This is a genomic window from Mesorhizobium sp. M6A.T.Ce.TU.002.03.1.1 (genome assembly GCF_003997275.1).
GTDB lineage: Bacteria > Pseudomonadota > Alphaproteobacteria > Rhizobiales > Rhizobiaceae > Mesorhizobium > Mesorhizobium mediterraneum.
On sequence record NZ_RZTI01000150.1, the window covers coordinates 1 to 13,534 of the forward strand.

Genomic DNA, 13,534 nt, shown 5'->3' on the forward strand with positions numbered 1-13,534 from the left:
GGCATCGACGCTGCCTCGCGCCACCTTCGACGCCTGCTCGGCCGCATCATAGTCGCGCCTGGTGGTGTAGCCCCGGGCAAGCAGTGTCTTTTGCCGTTCGAAGGCAGCGGCGGCCTGGGTCAATTGCGCCTGCGCGGCGTCGAGATCGGCTTGCGCCGAGCGCAGGTCAAATTCCTGTTCCTGTGGATCGATGCGGGCAAGCACGGCGCCTTGATCGACATGCTGGCCGACATCGACAAGCCGTTCGGCGACGCGGCCGCCGACTCGGAACGACAGATTGTTCAGCGTGCGCGCCGCGATCGCGCCGGTGAGCGAAGTCCTTGGCGCATAGTTGGCGATCGCCACCGTCTCGGTGCGCACCATGACCGGCAATTTCTTCGCCGCCGCCTCCTGCTTCTGGCAGCCGGCCAGAAGCAAAGGCAGCGTTGCCATCGCGCAGGCAAGAATTGTGGATGCAGGAAAAGACAAATGGCTGGGGGTTTTGACCGATGGCGGCGAGGCGGACGATGTCGCGTTCCTGCTCATGGCTCCCTCAACCGCGCGGGCCGCTCTACGGCAAGACGGCGCGGACAATGGCGAGGATAATTGATCCCCGCGAAAAGGAAACCTCTTCTCGTACGCGTATAGGCGGTTTGTTTAAGCCGCCAGTGAACGCAACGGCAGCAGGCCCAATGGCCCGCCGCCAGTGCCAACTTGAGGAAAACGTGAAATAAGGCCAGAACAATTCCCGGCAGTCATCCAAACAAGAACGGGCGCCGGCCCGGCGAGGGACATCATGAAGAATTCAGCCATCTCCGAACGTAAGAACCAGTCCATCTCTCGCGGCGTCGGCATGACCACGCAGATCTATGCCGACCGCGCCGAAAACTCGGAAATCTGGGATGTCGAGGGCCGTCGCTATATCGACTTCTCGTCCGGTATCGCCGTCGTCAACACCGGCCATCGTCACCCAAAGGTGATCGAGGCGGTCAAGGCGCAGCTCGACCGTTTCACCCATACCTGCCACCAGGTGGTGCCCTATGAGAGCTATGTCAGACTGGCCGAACGGCTGAACGGAATGCTGCCGGGCAAGTTCGACAAGAAGACGATCTTCGTCACCACCGGCGCCGAGGCGGTGGAGAACGCCATCAAGATCGCCCGCAACGCCACCGGCCGCCCGGCGGTCATCGCCTTTGCCGGCGGCTTCCATGGCCGCACCTTCATGGGCATGGCGCTGACCGGCAAGGTCGTGCCCTACAAGGTCGGCTTCGGCGCCATGCCGGCCGATGTCTTCCACGCGCCGTTCCCGGTGGCGCTGCACGGGGTCTCGGTCGCCGATTCGCTGGCCGCGCTCGACCGGCTGTTCAAGGCCGATATCGATCCGGCCCGTGTCGCCGCCATCATCGTCGAGCCGGTGCAGGGCGAGGGCGGCTTCTACGAGGCACCGCGCGACTTCATGACGGCACTGCGCAAGATCTGCGACCAGCACGGCATGCTGTTGATCGCCGACGAGGTGCAGACCGGCTTCGCCCGCACCGGAAAAATGTTCGCCATGGATCACCACGAAGTGGCGCCCGACATCACCACAATGGCCAAGAGCCTGGCCGGAGGCTTCCCGCTGTCGGCGGTCACCGGCCGCGCCGAGATCATGGATGCGCCGAACCCCGGCGGGCTCGGCGGCACCTATGGCGGCAGCCCGATCGGCGTCGCCGCGGCGCATGCCGTGCTCGACGTGATCGAAGAGGAAAAGCTCTGCGACCGCGCCAACACGCAGGGCAACCGGCTGAAGCAGCGGCTGCAATCGATCCGCGACGATGCGCCGGAGATCGTCGATATCAGAGGCCCCGGCTTCATGAACGCCGTCGAGTTCAACGATGTGAAGAAGGGCTTGCCGTCGGCCGAGATCGCCAATGCGGTCAGGCTCAAGGCGCTCGACAAGGGCCTGATCCTGCTCACCTGCGGCGTCTACGGCAATGTCATCCGCTTCCTGGCGCCGATCACCATCCAGGACGGCGTCATGAACGAAGCGCTCGATATCCTGGAAAGCTCGATCCGCGAGGTCCGCGCCGCCTGAGCGGTAATCCTATTCAGCGGCGCGGACAGGCTCTTCCTGCTGGAAGGCGGCGAGCGCCGCCTTCAGTCCGTCGGGCCCGGTCGCGACCATCTGCGGCGTTGGCGAGAAGCCGGCGCCGAGCATCTTGCGGCCAAGCATATGGTCGCCCGGCCGGTTGACCGATTCGATGCCGAGCAGACGATTTCCAGCATAGTGATAGATCGAGAACCTGTTCTCGTTGACCTCGCCCAGCACGACATGGCTGTCGCCGCCCGAAATCAGGCCGACCATCTGCAGCTTCATGTCGCCGATGTCGGACCAGAACCACGGCACCGCCGCGAAGCCGTCCGCATGGCCGAGGATGGTGCGGGCGGCAAGACGCGCCTGGTCGGTCGCATTCTGCACCGATTCCAGCCGCACGTCGCCGCCGGTCAGCCAGTGCCGGTAGGAGGCGGCATCGCCGATGGCGAGGATTTCGGGCATCGAGGTGCGCATTTGCTGGTCGACGCGGATGCCGTTGGCGATGGTGAGGCCTGCAGCTTGCGCCAGCTCGACATTGGGCACGACGCCGATGCCGATGATGACCATCTGCGCCGGCAGGCGCTCGCCGTTCGAGCTGACAGCGACCGAGACATGGCCGCTCTCACCTTCGAGCCGCGCAATGGTGGTTCCGGTGAGGATGCGCACACCAGTCGCTTCCAGCCGCTGCCGCACATGGCTCGCGATGATCGGCGCCACCGCCCGGCCAAGCAGCCGGTCGATCGCCTCGACCACGGTGGCCTTGCGGCCGGCCGCTTTGAGCGTCGCGGCGATCTCCAGCCCGATGAAGCCGCCGCCTAAGATGACGACATCCTCGCTCTGCGCGCTCAATTCACGGATCAGGCGCGCGTCGGCGAGCGAGCGCAGCGACACAACGCCTGAAAAATCCGAACCCGGCAGCGGCAGGATACGCGGTCGCGAACCGGTCGCCAGGATGAGCCGGTCGAAAGGCAGCACGCCACCACCTGATATTTCCAGCCTGCGTCCGCCGGCATCGATGCGATCGATGCGGACACCCGGCCGGTAGTCGATCGCGCTGCCGGTATAAAAGGCCTCGCCGCGCAGCGGCTGCGGTTTGGCCTCTTGATCCTTGATGAAGGTCTTCGACAGCGGCGGCTTGTGGTAGGGCAGTTCGTTCTCGTCGCTGACGAGGATCACGGGCCCCTCGTAACCGTCCTCGCGCAGGCTGGCGGCCGCTTGCACGCCCGCATGACCCGCACCGACAATGACCACACCGTTTTTCATCGCAGCCCCAATTCCTTGATCCAAGTCTAGGACGTCTCGCCAAGTGGCAATTGTCTGACGCCGCCGCAAGACCGCCTTTGCGGGTCGCACCCGGAATGGCGGTCCGCCAAGAGTGCTGTTCAATGACGGCACAATATATGCGGCTAAAGTTGACACTCGCAGTTTAGAATAATTCTAAACTATTGTTTCGATTGGCTTTTCTTTCTGAAATTGATTGACTTCCGGCGCCTTCATCGCTTTATGGAAGCTTGCGTGTCAAGCGCATCCCTTTGATGTCTGGGCCTTGAACCCTTTCGATTGGAGGCATTTCGATGTCTTTCTTCCGCGAACCGCGCTATGTCGCGGCCTTTTTTTCGCCCAATGGCATGGGCTTGCCATGGCGCCGATTGCCTGCCGACGCGCCTTTGGCGCCGGCATTTCACTGAATTCCCGAGGGAGATGACAATCATGAGAGCGATGATCACGGCGCGATATGGCAGCAGGCTTGCAGCGATCGGCGCCACGGCGGCATTGACGGCGGCGATATTCGTGTTGCCGGCCAAGGCGGAAACCGATGCCAAGGCGGTCATCAAGACCTATTCCGATATTGCGCTCGCCAAATATGAAGATTCGCTGACCACGGCACAGGCGCTCGACAAGGCCGTCGACGCGCTGATCGCCAAGCCTTCGGCGGAAACGCTGACTGCCGCCCGAGAGGCCTGGAAGGCGTCGCGCGTTCCTTATCAGCAGACCGAAGTCTACCGCTTCGGCAACGCCATCGTCGACGACTGGGAAGGCAAGGTGAATGCCTGGCCGCTGGACGAAGGCCTGATCGACTATGTCGCCGCCGGCTACGGCACCGAGTCGGACGCCAATGCGCTCTACACCGCCAATGTGATCGCCAACAAGTCGATCGAGATCGACGGCAAGAAGATCGACGCCACCAATCTTACTCCGGAATTCCTCTCCTCAACGCTGCAGGAGGCCGGCGGCATCGAGGCCAATGTGGCGACCGGCTATCACGCCATCGAATTCCTGCTGTGGGGCCAGGACCTGCACGGCACCGGCCCGGGCGCCGGCGAACGGCCCTACACGGACTATGATCTCACCAACTGCACCGGCGGCAATTGCGATCGTCGCGCGCAGTACCTGAAGTCGGCCAGCGACCTTCTGGTTACCGATCTGCAGGACATGGTCAACGACTGGAAGGAAGGCGGCGCCGCCCGCAAGAATCTTGCCGACGGCGAGCCGAAAGCCGGCATCTCGACCATCCTCACCGGCATGGGCTCGCTGTCCTATGGCGAACTCGCCGGCGAGCGCATGAAGCTCGGCCTGCTGCTGCACGATCCGGAAGAGGAGCATGACTGCTTCTCCGACAACACCTATGATTCTCATCTCTACGATGCCGTCGGCATTCGCGCCGCCTATCGTGGCAGCTACACGCGTCTCGACGGCACCGTCGTCGAAGGCCCCTCGGTATCCGACATGGTCAAGGAGGCCGATCCGGCGATCGACAAGGAGCTGTCGGACAAGCTGGATGTCACCGTCGCCAAGATGGAAGCCATCAAGGCGCGGGCGCTTGGCGGCGAGGCCTATGACCAGCAGATCGGCGAAGGCAACACCGAAGGCAACGCCACCGTGCAGGCGGCGATCGACGCGCTGGTCGACCAGACCAAGTCGATCGAACGCGCCGTCGGCACCCTGAAACTCAATGCCATTGCCTTCGAGGGGTCGGACAGCCTCGATGCGCCAGACAAGGTGTTCCAGTAGTCATCGATGCCCCGAGCCCGAACCGAGGGTCCGCACAGCACATGAAAAACGGTTTTTGGAATCAGGCTCGACCAAGAAAATAAGCCACACGGCGCTGAGCAAGCGCCGTCAGCCATACAGAGCAAATAATGCTGATCTGCCATTGCAACATCATCACCGAGAAGGAGATTGAGCAGACGATCGTCGGGCTGCTGGATCAGGATCCCTGGCAGCTTCTCGTGCCGGCGAAGATCTATCATGCCATGCAGAAGCGTGGTCGCTGTTGCGGCTGCTTCCCAAATGTGGTCGAAACGATCATTCGGGTAACCGAAAATTACCACACCCGCTCGGAGGCGAGCGGCGTGGACATCGTTTCACACCTGGATCGCGTCAGAGGCCTGCGCGTCCAATACGGGAGCAGAACCCATGAAAGGCGAACAGCAGATCATAGAGCGGCTTAACGAGGCTCTATTTCTGGAACTTGGAGCAGTGAATCAGTACTGGGTGCATTTCCGGCTGCTGGAAGACTGGGGCTACGCCAAGCTGGCGAAGAAGGAACGCGCGGAATCGATCGAGGAGATGCACCATGCCGACCGGCTCGTGGCCCGCATCATCTTCCTTGAAGGTCATCCGAACCTGCAGTCGGTAGCGCCGCTGCGCATCGGACAGAATGTCAAGGAAGTGCTCGAATCCGATCTTGCCGGCGAGTACGACGCGCGCACCGCCTACAAGCGTTCGCGCGAGATTTGCGAAGAAGCAGGCGACTACGTGACGATGAAGCTGTTCGAAGATCTGCTGTCCGACGAGGAAGGTCACATCGACTTCCTCGAGACGCAACTCGACCTGCTCGCCTCGATCGGCGAGGAAAAATATGGCCAGCTCAACGCCGCATCGGCCGACGAGGCGGATTAGGGACATGCGGGAATGCGGCGCCGCTTAGATTTCTTGCGCCGCTTGCGGCGGGCCGAGGATTACGGCCTGCCTTCCCAGCAAAACCCGCGATACGGATGGCTTCGCGGGCTTTCGCTTGCCGTAGTGGTCGCGCTGACGGACTCGGCGCTGGCCGGCGCGCCGGAACCGGCGGGCCTTGCCACCAGCCGTACCGATCTGACGCCGAAGGATCTGGCGCGCGTCATCGCCATCACCAAGCCGACATCAGATTTTTCCAAGCCTGAGCAGTTCGAGCCGATGCAGGGCGGCGCCGGCACATCGCGGAAGGATGCCAACAAGGACGCCTTCTCGCAATCCTCCGCCAACATCACCTTCGAGGAAGAGGGCACCTTCAAGCTCGGCAATGCCCTTTTCCGCAAGAACTGGGTGTCGTCGCCCTCGTCGACGCAGGCATCGGACGGGCTTGGGCCGCTGTTCAACGAGCGGGCGTGCCAGAATTGCCATCTGAAGGACGGCCGCGGTCATCCGCCGGAAGGCGACACCGGCACCACCTCCATGTTCCTGCGGCTGGCGCAGCAGGCCAGCACCGAGGAGGAGAAAGCAGCGCTGGCCGCCCGCAAGGTGCTCAACTTTCCCGATCCGGTCTACGGCTCGCAATTGCAGGACCTGGCCGTTCCGGGGCTACGGGGCGAAGGCAAGATGCGTGTCGATTATCAGGAGCAGAAAGTCACGCTGCCGGACGGCACCGCGGTTTCGCTGCGTAAGCCGAGCTATTCGGTCGATGATCTCGCCAACGGGCCGCTCGATCCGCACACCACGCTTTCGCCGCGCTTGACGCCGCCGATGATCGGCCTTGGCCTGGTCGAGCAGATCGCCCCGGCGGACATTCTCGCCCATGCCGATCCGGACGATCGGAACAGTGATGGCATTTCCGGCAAGCCCAACATCGTGCGCGACGGCCAGAGCGGCGAGCCGACGCTCGGCCGCTTCGGCTGGAAGGGGCAGACCCCATCGATCCGCCAGCAAGCAGCGGACGCATTCGCCGGCGACATCGGCATTTCGACCCCGGAAGTGCCCAACCACTGGGGCGATTGCAGCGCGGCCGAAAAGGCATGTCTTGCCATGCCAAACGGTGTGCAGGAGCGCCTCGGCCCGGTTGAGGCGCCGCCGCCGGTCATGGACCTGGTCACCTTCTATTCGCAAAACCTCGCCGTGCCGGCGCGGCGCGATCTCGACAAGCCCGAAGTGCTGGCCGGCAAGAAGCTGTTCTACGACATGGGCTGCATTCCCTGCCATACGCCGAAATTCGTCACCCGTCGCGGCACCCCCAATAAGGCGCAGGCCTTCCAGTTGATCTGGCCCTATTCCGACTTTCTGCTGCATGACATGGGGCCGGGGCTCGCCGACGGGCAGGCGGTGGGCGAGGCTACCGGCAGCGAATGGCGCACGCCGCCGCTGTGGGGCATCGGTCTTACCGAGACCGTCAACGGCAACAGCTTCTTCCTGCATGACGGGCGCGCGCGCACGTTGGCCGAGGCGATCCTGTGGCATGGCGGCGAGGGGCAGAAGGCGCGCGACCGCTTTGCCGCCGCCGATGCGGCCGATCGCGACGCACTGGTCAAATTCCTGGAGTCGTTGTGATGTCGAAGCGTCTAAGCAGGTTCCGCAAAAGTGTCCCACGGTGTTGCGGCAAGAACCTGCGACAAACAAAAGAATCTAAGCAGGCATTCTTGGGCCAGCCCACGAATGCCTGCTTAGCGCTTGCTGTGATTCTCCCGCTAGTCCTCGCCGGCGCATTGCCGGCGTCCGCCGCGGTCAAGGCCTCCGACGTGATCCAGCGGGCGATCGATGGCTTTGTCCGCCCGGCCTATGCACGCCTGCATGACCATGCGGACAGCCTGACAAAGGCAATGCGCGCGCTTTGCGACGCGCCCTCGCAGGACCATCTCGATGCGGTGCGCACGGAATTCTCCGGCACCGTGGATGCCTGGTCGGTCGTGGAGATCATTCGCATCGGACCGATAACCGAGAACAACCGGCTGGAGCGCATGCTGTTCTGGCCGGACCGCAAGAGCATCGGCCTGAGACAGGTGCAGGCGGCGCTGGCTGGTAAAGATAAGACCGCCGCCGATCCGGCCCAGCTGGCGACAAAGAGTGTCGCCATGCAAGGGCTCGGCGCGTTGGAATTCGTGCTTTACGGCGATGGCGCCGAGCGGCTCGCCGACAAGGACGATCCCTATCGCTGCGCTTACGGCGCCGCCGTTGCCGGCAACATCGAAACGATTGCCGCCGACGTCAGCGACGCCTGGAACAAGTCCGACGGTTTTGCAGCGCTTTGGGCCAATCCGGGCCCGCAAAACGCGCTCTACCGCGACGGCACCGAAGCGGTGACCGAACTGGTCGGCGTCTTCATCAACGAGCTGGAAATGGTCCGCGACGTGCGCCTGAAAGGCTTTCTGGGCAGCAATCCGCAAGCCGACAAGCCGAAACAGGCGATCTACTGGCGGTCGCAAAACACGGCGCGTTCGCTGACCGGCAATCTTTCGGGCATGGACGCGCTGTTCCAGGCCTCGCAGCTTGGCGATGCGCTGTCGCCTGACGCGCGCTGGATGGCGGAATCGATCCACATCCAGCTCGTCAACGGGGCCGCCGACGCCACGGCCATCAGAGGTCCAATCGACAAGGCGCTCACCGACCCGGCGCTGCGCCAGAAGCTCGATCATTTCTCGCTGGTGACATCCAGCCTGACGACCCTGATCGGCACCAGGCTGACCGCCGAATTCGGCCTGACCGCCGGCTTCTCGTCGCTCGACGGCGACTGAGCATGCGCACGCCGCTGATCGATCGCCGTGATTTCATCAGGGCCGCAGGCATTGGCTTCGTCGCCACGATGGCGCCGTCCGCATGGGCGAAGACGCTTAGCACGGACGCCGTCTTCGCCACGGCTTTCGTCAAGCGCGACGGCAGCTATGGCGCGGCCATCCTGTCCGAGGCCGGCAAGGTCCTGCACGCCATCGACCTGCCCGCCCGCGGTCACGACGTCACCTTCGATCCGGTCTCGAAGCGCTCCGTGGTCTTTGCCAGGCAACCCGGGACCTTCGCCGTGGTCTTCGACCACGCAGGCCGCGATGAGCCGCTGACCATTGCCAGCGTCAGTGGACGGCATTTCTTCGGCCACGGCGTGTTTTCGACCGACGGTGCGCTGCTCTACGCCACCGAGAACGATTTCGACAATGCCGCCGGCGTGGTCGGCGTCTATGACGCGCGCGCGAAATTCAAGCGCATCGGTGAGTTCCCGACCTACGGCATGGGTTCGCACGAGCTTCTGCTGCTGGGCGACGGCAGGACGATCGCCGTCGCCAATGGCGGCATCGAGACCCATCCGGATTACGGCCGCGCCGAACTCAACATCGCAACGATGAAGCCTTCCTATGTGCTGGTCGACCGCCTCACCGGCGACCTCATCGAAAAGCACGAACTGCCGCCGGAGCTGCACCAACTGTCGATCCGTCACATGGATCTCGACCGATCCGGCACGGTCTGGTTCGGCTGCCAGTACAGGGGGCAGGGCACCGATCGTCCGCTGCTGGTCGGCCGCGCCGCGCGTGGCAAGGATCTGCAACTGCTCGACATGCCGCAGGACGTCCTCTCCGGCTTCCGGAACTACATCGGCTCGGTCGCCGCCAACCCCGCCGCCGGCACCGTCGCGGTGTCCTCGCCGGAAGGCAACTCGCTTGCGGTGATCGATGCGGCCAGCGGCCGGATCGTCACCACCAACGCATTGGCCGAGGTCTGCGGTTTGGCGCCCGATGGGGCGAACTTCATGGCGACGACGGGCACCGGCGAAATCGTCGAAGTGGGCGGCGCGACACGGTCTGAGCCGGACTATGTCTGGGACAATCACATGCTGCGCATCGAGCAGGCCGGATAAGCGCTTCCGGCACCGGTTCCCTAACGGTTGCGCTCGCTGGAAGTTACCGTCCTCAGGCGAGGCCGAAGCGAAGCCGTCAAACGATTTATGCATTATCCCCTTGCGGGGATGAGCCATGGCAGGCACAGGGAAATTGTTTTTCGAACCCTGTGCCCAAGCGGGTGCTCCAACCGGCCGTCTCATGAAGTTGCTTGCCATCGACTGTGCCGCCAATCTCTGCGCCGCCTGCGTCTACGACGCAGCGGCCGGGAAGGAGCTCGGCCGCTCGGTGCTCGATCTTGGCAGAGGCCATGCCGAGCATTTGATGGCCGTGATCGAAGAGGCGTTGAAGGCGGCCGGAACCGACTATGCCGGCCTCGGCGCTATCGCCGTCTCCACCGGTCCGGGCTCCTTCACCGGCCTGCGCGTCGGCGTCTCGGCGGCGCGGGGCCTAGCGCTGGCGCTGAAAATCCCGGCAATCGGGGTGACGACGCTGGAAGCGCTGGCGGCGCAAGCGAGAGCGACATTTCCCGGCCGCGCCGTGCTGGCCGCGCTCGACGCCGGCCGCGAGGAGATCCATGCAGCACTTTACGACGAAGTGTCGGTTCTGCGCTATGGTCCGGCCGTGAGCACGCTTTCGCAAGCCGCGACTATCGCGGCGGACAGTTCTCCGGTTCTGGCCGGCACAGCGGCCACGCAAATCGCCGCGTCGGCCGGGCGCGCCTTCGACATTGGCCCGACAAGTGCCACGGCCGACATTGTCGTCTATGCCCGTCTGGCCGCTGCCAACGGCGAGGGCGAAAAGCCGAAACCGCTCTATCTGCGCGGGGCGGACGCCAAGCCTCAGGCAGGGTTTATTCTATCAAGGCAAAAAAACTGATGCGCATTCCTTTCCTCCAGCCGCGCCGCAGGGACTTTGCGCTCGAACCACTGACGATTGCCGACAGCGCGGCCATGTCGGTGCTGCATCGCGAGGATTTCGTGCGGCCGTGGACCGACGACGAGTTCGCCACGCTGCTCGAGCAGGACACGGTGTTCGGTTATGCTGCGCGACAGACCGGACAGGGTGCCAAGCCGCCGGTCGGCTTCGTGCTGGCGCGCCTGGCTGCCGGTGAAGGCGAGATCCTGACTGTCGCGGTGGCGCGCTCCCATCGACGCCAGGGGCTCGGCTGGCAATTGATGGATGCGGTGCTGCGCGAACTGCACGCGCAACGCGCCGAGGCGCTTTTCCTCGAGGTCGACGAGACCAACATAGCTGCGATCGCGCTCTACCGGCGGCTCGGATTCCGCGAGGTCGGCAAACGTGCCAACTATTACAGATCGCCAGAGCACGGCCCGACCGGCGCGCTTGTCATGCGTCGCGATCTTCGCTAGCGCAGATTCAAAATTGCTAGAGCGTGCTTGTGCGCTCTAGCCAGAACTCGGGGCAGGGCCAAGAGCGGATGATCGGAAAAATCAGGATTTTCCTGGCGCTGGGCCTCGTTGTCGCCGGCTCGTTGATCCTCGTGCCGTTGCAGATCCTATCGATGAAGACCGGGCTCTGGCGCGAGACGTTCATCCTGAAGATCTGGCACCGGCTCATCATCCGAGCGCTGGGCATGCGCATCCATGTCAAGGGAACCCTGTCCAGCCAGCGCCCGCTATTGGTTGCTTCGAACCACGTCTCCTGGACCGACATCATGGTGCTGGGGTCCATGGTCGACGTGACATTCATCGCCAGGGCCGACATGGCCGGCTGGCCATTGATCGGCATGCTGTCGAAGCTGCAGCGCACGGTCTTCATCGAGCGCGAGCGCAAGCGTTCGTCGGGCGTCCAGGCGAGCGAGATCGCCAGCCGCATGGCCAAGGGCGACGCCATGGTGTTGTTTGCCGAAGGCTCGACCGGCGACGGCAACATGGTCCTGCCGTTCAAGAGCACGCTGTTCGGCGCCGCCTCGATGGCGATTTCGGAAGGGGCGGCCGAAAAGGTCTTCATCCAGCCGGTGGCGATCGTCTACACGCGCCTGCATGGCGTGCCGCTCGGCCGCAGGCACCGACCGATTGCCGCCTGGATCGGTGACGAGGATTTGATGCCGCATCTCAAGGTTCTGATGGCAGAGGGCGGGCTCGACGTCGAAGTGCATTTCGGCGAGCCGGTCGCCTTTTCCAAGGGCTCCAACCGCAAGGAAACGGCACGGCTGATGGAAAGTCGGGTGCGTGATATGGTGCACATGGCGCTCGCCGATCCGCACCCGAGCCGATAGGTCGGAAAGGCTCACGTGCTCCATAGTTCTTTGCGCATCCAAGAGGACACGCGGCGCTAGAGCATTTTGCAGCCAAGTGGAATCACTGGGCGTCGCACAAATGCGGCTAAAACAAACAAATAGAGCGGGATGCCCCGTCCAATCCAAATGCATCCCGCTCTATGGAGCAGAATCGTCTGTTTTTTGTCTGGGAAAGGCGTTAGAAGCCGCCGGATGGAACTGAATACGATAGAACGGGACGACATAGAAAGTGCGGCCGAAAGTGCGGTCGTACCATCTGCCGCGACCAGGAAGGTCTTCGTCAAGACCTATGGCTGCCAGATGAATGTCTATGATTCGCAGCGTATGACCGACGCACTGGCCGCTGATGGCTATGCGGCGACGGATGCTATCGGCGAGGCCGATCTGGTGCTGCTCAACACCTGCCATATCCGCGAGAAAGCCGCCGAAAAGGTCTATTCCGAACTCGGCCGCATTCGTGAGATGAAGGCCGAACGGGCTCTGGCCGGCCGCGAGATGCTGGTCGGAGTCGCCGGCTGCGTGGCGCAGGCGGAAGGAGCCGAGATCATCCGTCGCTCGCCGGCCGTCGATCTGGTCATCGGCCCGCAGACCTATCACCGGCTTCCGCATGTGCTGGCACGGGTGCGCGGCGGCGAAAAGATCGTCGAGACCGACTACGCCATCGAGGACAAGTTCGAGCACCTGCCGCAGCCGAAGCGCGCCGAGATCATCAGGCGCGGCGTCACCGCGTTCCTGACCGTGCAGGAAGGCTGCGACAAGTTCTGCACCTTCTGCGTCGTGCCGTACACCAGAGGCTCGGAAGTGTCGCGGCCGGTGGCGCAGATCGTCGCCGAGGCCGAGCGGCTGGCGCAAGCCGGCGTACGCGAGGTGACGCTGCTTGGCCAGAACGTCAATGCCTGGCATGGCGAGGGCGAAAACGCCGAGGAATGGGGTCTTGGCCGCCTGCTGTTCCGGCTGGCCGAGATTCCCGGGCTGGCGCGGTTGCGCTACACCACCAGCCACCCGCGCGACATGGACGACGAATTGATCGCCGCCCACCGTGACTTGCCGGCGCTGATGCCTTATTTGCACTTACCTGTGCAATCCGGCTCCGACCGCATCCTCAAGGCGATGAACCGCAGGCATACGGCAAAGGACTATCTGACGCTGCTCGACCGGATCCGCGCCGCGCGGAGCGATATAGCGCTTTCGGGTGACTTCATCGTCGGCTTTCCCGGCGAGACGGAAGCGGATTTCGAGGCAACGATGGACCTTGTACGCCAGGTGAACTATGCCTCGGCCTTCTCGTTCAAATATTCGCCTCGCCCCGGCACGCCGGGCGCCGAGATGGCCGATCATGTGCCGGAAGCCGTCAAGGACGAACGTCTGCAGCGGCTGCAGGCGCTGCTGCTGAAGCAGCAGCAGGATTTCGGTGCGAGCCTGGTC

At 63.6% G+C, this 13,534-nt stretch carries 14 protein-coding genes; 12 read left to right on the forward strand and 2 right to left on the reverse strand.

Features of this window, described 5'->3' with window-relative positions:
• Positions 1-363: biotin/lipoyl-binding protein (locus EOC93_RS28920; RefSeq protein ID WP_245461568.1), on the reverse strand; the 363-nt coding region annotated here is incomplete at its 3' end.
• Between EOC93_RS28920 and EOC93_RS35095 the strand changes: the two genes are divergently transcribed.
• Positions 362-589 carry a hypothetical protein gene (locus EOC93_RS35095; RefSeq protein WP_245461569.1) on the forward strand — a complete coding sequence of 76 codons (228 nt, stop codon included), beginning with the start codon at positions 362-364 and terminating at the stop codon, positions 587-589. The genes EOC93_RS28920 and EOC93_RS35095 overlap by 2 nt on opposite strands.
• A 186-nt stretch (positions 590-775) precedes the next feature.
• Entirely contained in the window at positions 776-2,053 is a 1,278-nt protein-coding gene (locus tag EOC93_RS28925; protein WP_127206305.1) for a 4-aminobutyrate--2-oxoglutarate transaminase, read from the forward strand.
• A gap of 9 nt (positions 2,054-2,062) precedes the next feature.
• Here the strand turns inward: EOC93_RS28925 and EOC93_RS28930 are convergent, their stop codons facing one another.
• The gene (locus tag EOC93_RS28930; RefSeq protein ID WP_127206306.1) at positions 2,063-3,316 is read right to left on the reverse strand and encodes an FAD-dependent oxidoreductase; all 1,254 of its coding nucleotides are present in this window, start codon (positions 3,314-3,316) and stop codon (positions 2,063-2,065) included.
• A gap of 456 nt (positions 3,317-3,772) precedes the next feature.
• Between EOC93_RS28930 and EOC93_RS28935 the strand changes: the two genes are divergently transcribed.
• From EOC93_RS28935 to miaB, 10 genes are all read left to right on the forward strand, one after another.
• Positions 3,773-5,065 (forward strand): imelysin family protein, encoded by a 1,293-nt coding sequence (locus tag EOC93_RS28935; RefSeq protein WP_206072996.1) that lies wholly within the window; start codon positions 3,773-3,775, stop codon positions 5,063-5,065.
• A 128-nt stretch (positions 5,066-5,193) separates the two neighbouring features.
• Positions 5,194-5,505: a (2Fe-2S)-binding protein gene (locus EOC93_RS28940; protein WP_095487834.1), complete on the forward strand. Its 312-nt coding sequence runs from the start codon at positions 5,194-5,196 to the stop codon at positions 5,503-5,505.
• A complete protein-coding gene (gene bfr, locus EOC93_RS28945) occupies positions 5,471-5,956 on the forward strand; it encodes a bacterioferritin (protein WP_077377191.1) in 486 nt (161 codons plus the stop codon). The genes EOC93_RS28940 and bfr overlap by 35 nt, the downstream gene beginning before the upstream one ends.
• Positions 5,957-5,968: 12 nt before the next feature.
• Positions 5,969-7,576 carry a di-heme oxidoredictase family protein gene (locus EOC93_RS28950; protein WP_095487836.1) on the forward strand — a complete coding sequence of 536 codons (1,608 nt, stop codon included), beginning with the start codon at positions 5,969-5,971 and terminating at the stop codon, positions 7,574-7,576.
• A gap of 89 nt (positions 7,577-7,665) precedes the next feature.
• A complete protein-coding gene (locus tag EOC93_RS28955; protein WP_245461570.1) occupies positions 7,666-8,757 on the forward strand; it encodes an imelysin family protein in 1,092 nt (363 codons plus the stop codon).
• 2 nt (positions 8,758-8,759) lie between these two features.
• Positions 8,760-9,866 (forward strand): DUF1513 domain-containing protein, encoded by a 1,107-nt coding sequence (locus EOC93_RS28960; RefSeq protein ID WP_095487840.1) that lies wholly within the window; start codon positions 8,760-8,762, stop codon positions 9,864-9,866.
• Between the two features lie 181 nt (positions 9,867-10,047).
• The gene (gene tsaB / locus EOC93_RS28965) at positions 10,048-10,725 is read left to right on the forward strand and encodes a tRNA (adenosine(37)-N6)-threonylcarbamoyltransferase complex dimerization subunit type 1 TsaB (RefSeq protein WP_095487842.1); all 678 of its coding nucleotides are present in this window, start codon (positions 10,048-10,050) and stop codon (positions 10,723-10,725) included.
• The gene (rimI, locus tag EOC93_RS28970) at positions 10,725-11,219 is read left to right on the forward strand and encodes a ribosomal protein S18-alanine N-acetyltransferase (RefSeq protein ID WP_126103757.1); all 495 of its coding nucleotides are present in this window, start codon (positions 10,725-10,727) and stop codon (positions 11,217-11,219) included. The genes tsaB and rimI overlap by 1 nt, the downstream gene beginning before the upstream one ends.
• Positions 11,220-11,287: 68 nt before the next feature.
• Positions 11,288-12,088 (forward strand): 1-acyl-sn-glycerol-3-phosphate acyltransferase, encoded by an 801-nt coding sequence (locus EOC93_RS28975; protein WP_127206307.1) that lies wholly within the window; start codon positions 11,288-11,290, stop codon positions 12,086-12,088.
• 213 nt (positions 12,089-12,301) lie between these two features.
• On the forward strand, positions 12,302-13,534 hold a 1,233-nt coding region (miaB, locus tag EOC93_RS28980), incomplete at its 3' end, for a tRNA (N6-isopentenyl adenosine(37)-C2)-methylthiotransferase MiaB (protein ID WP_127206308.1).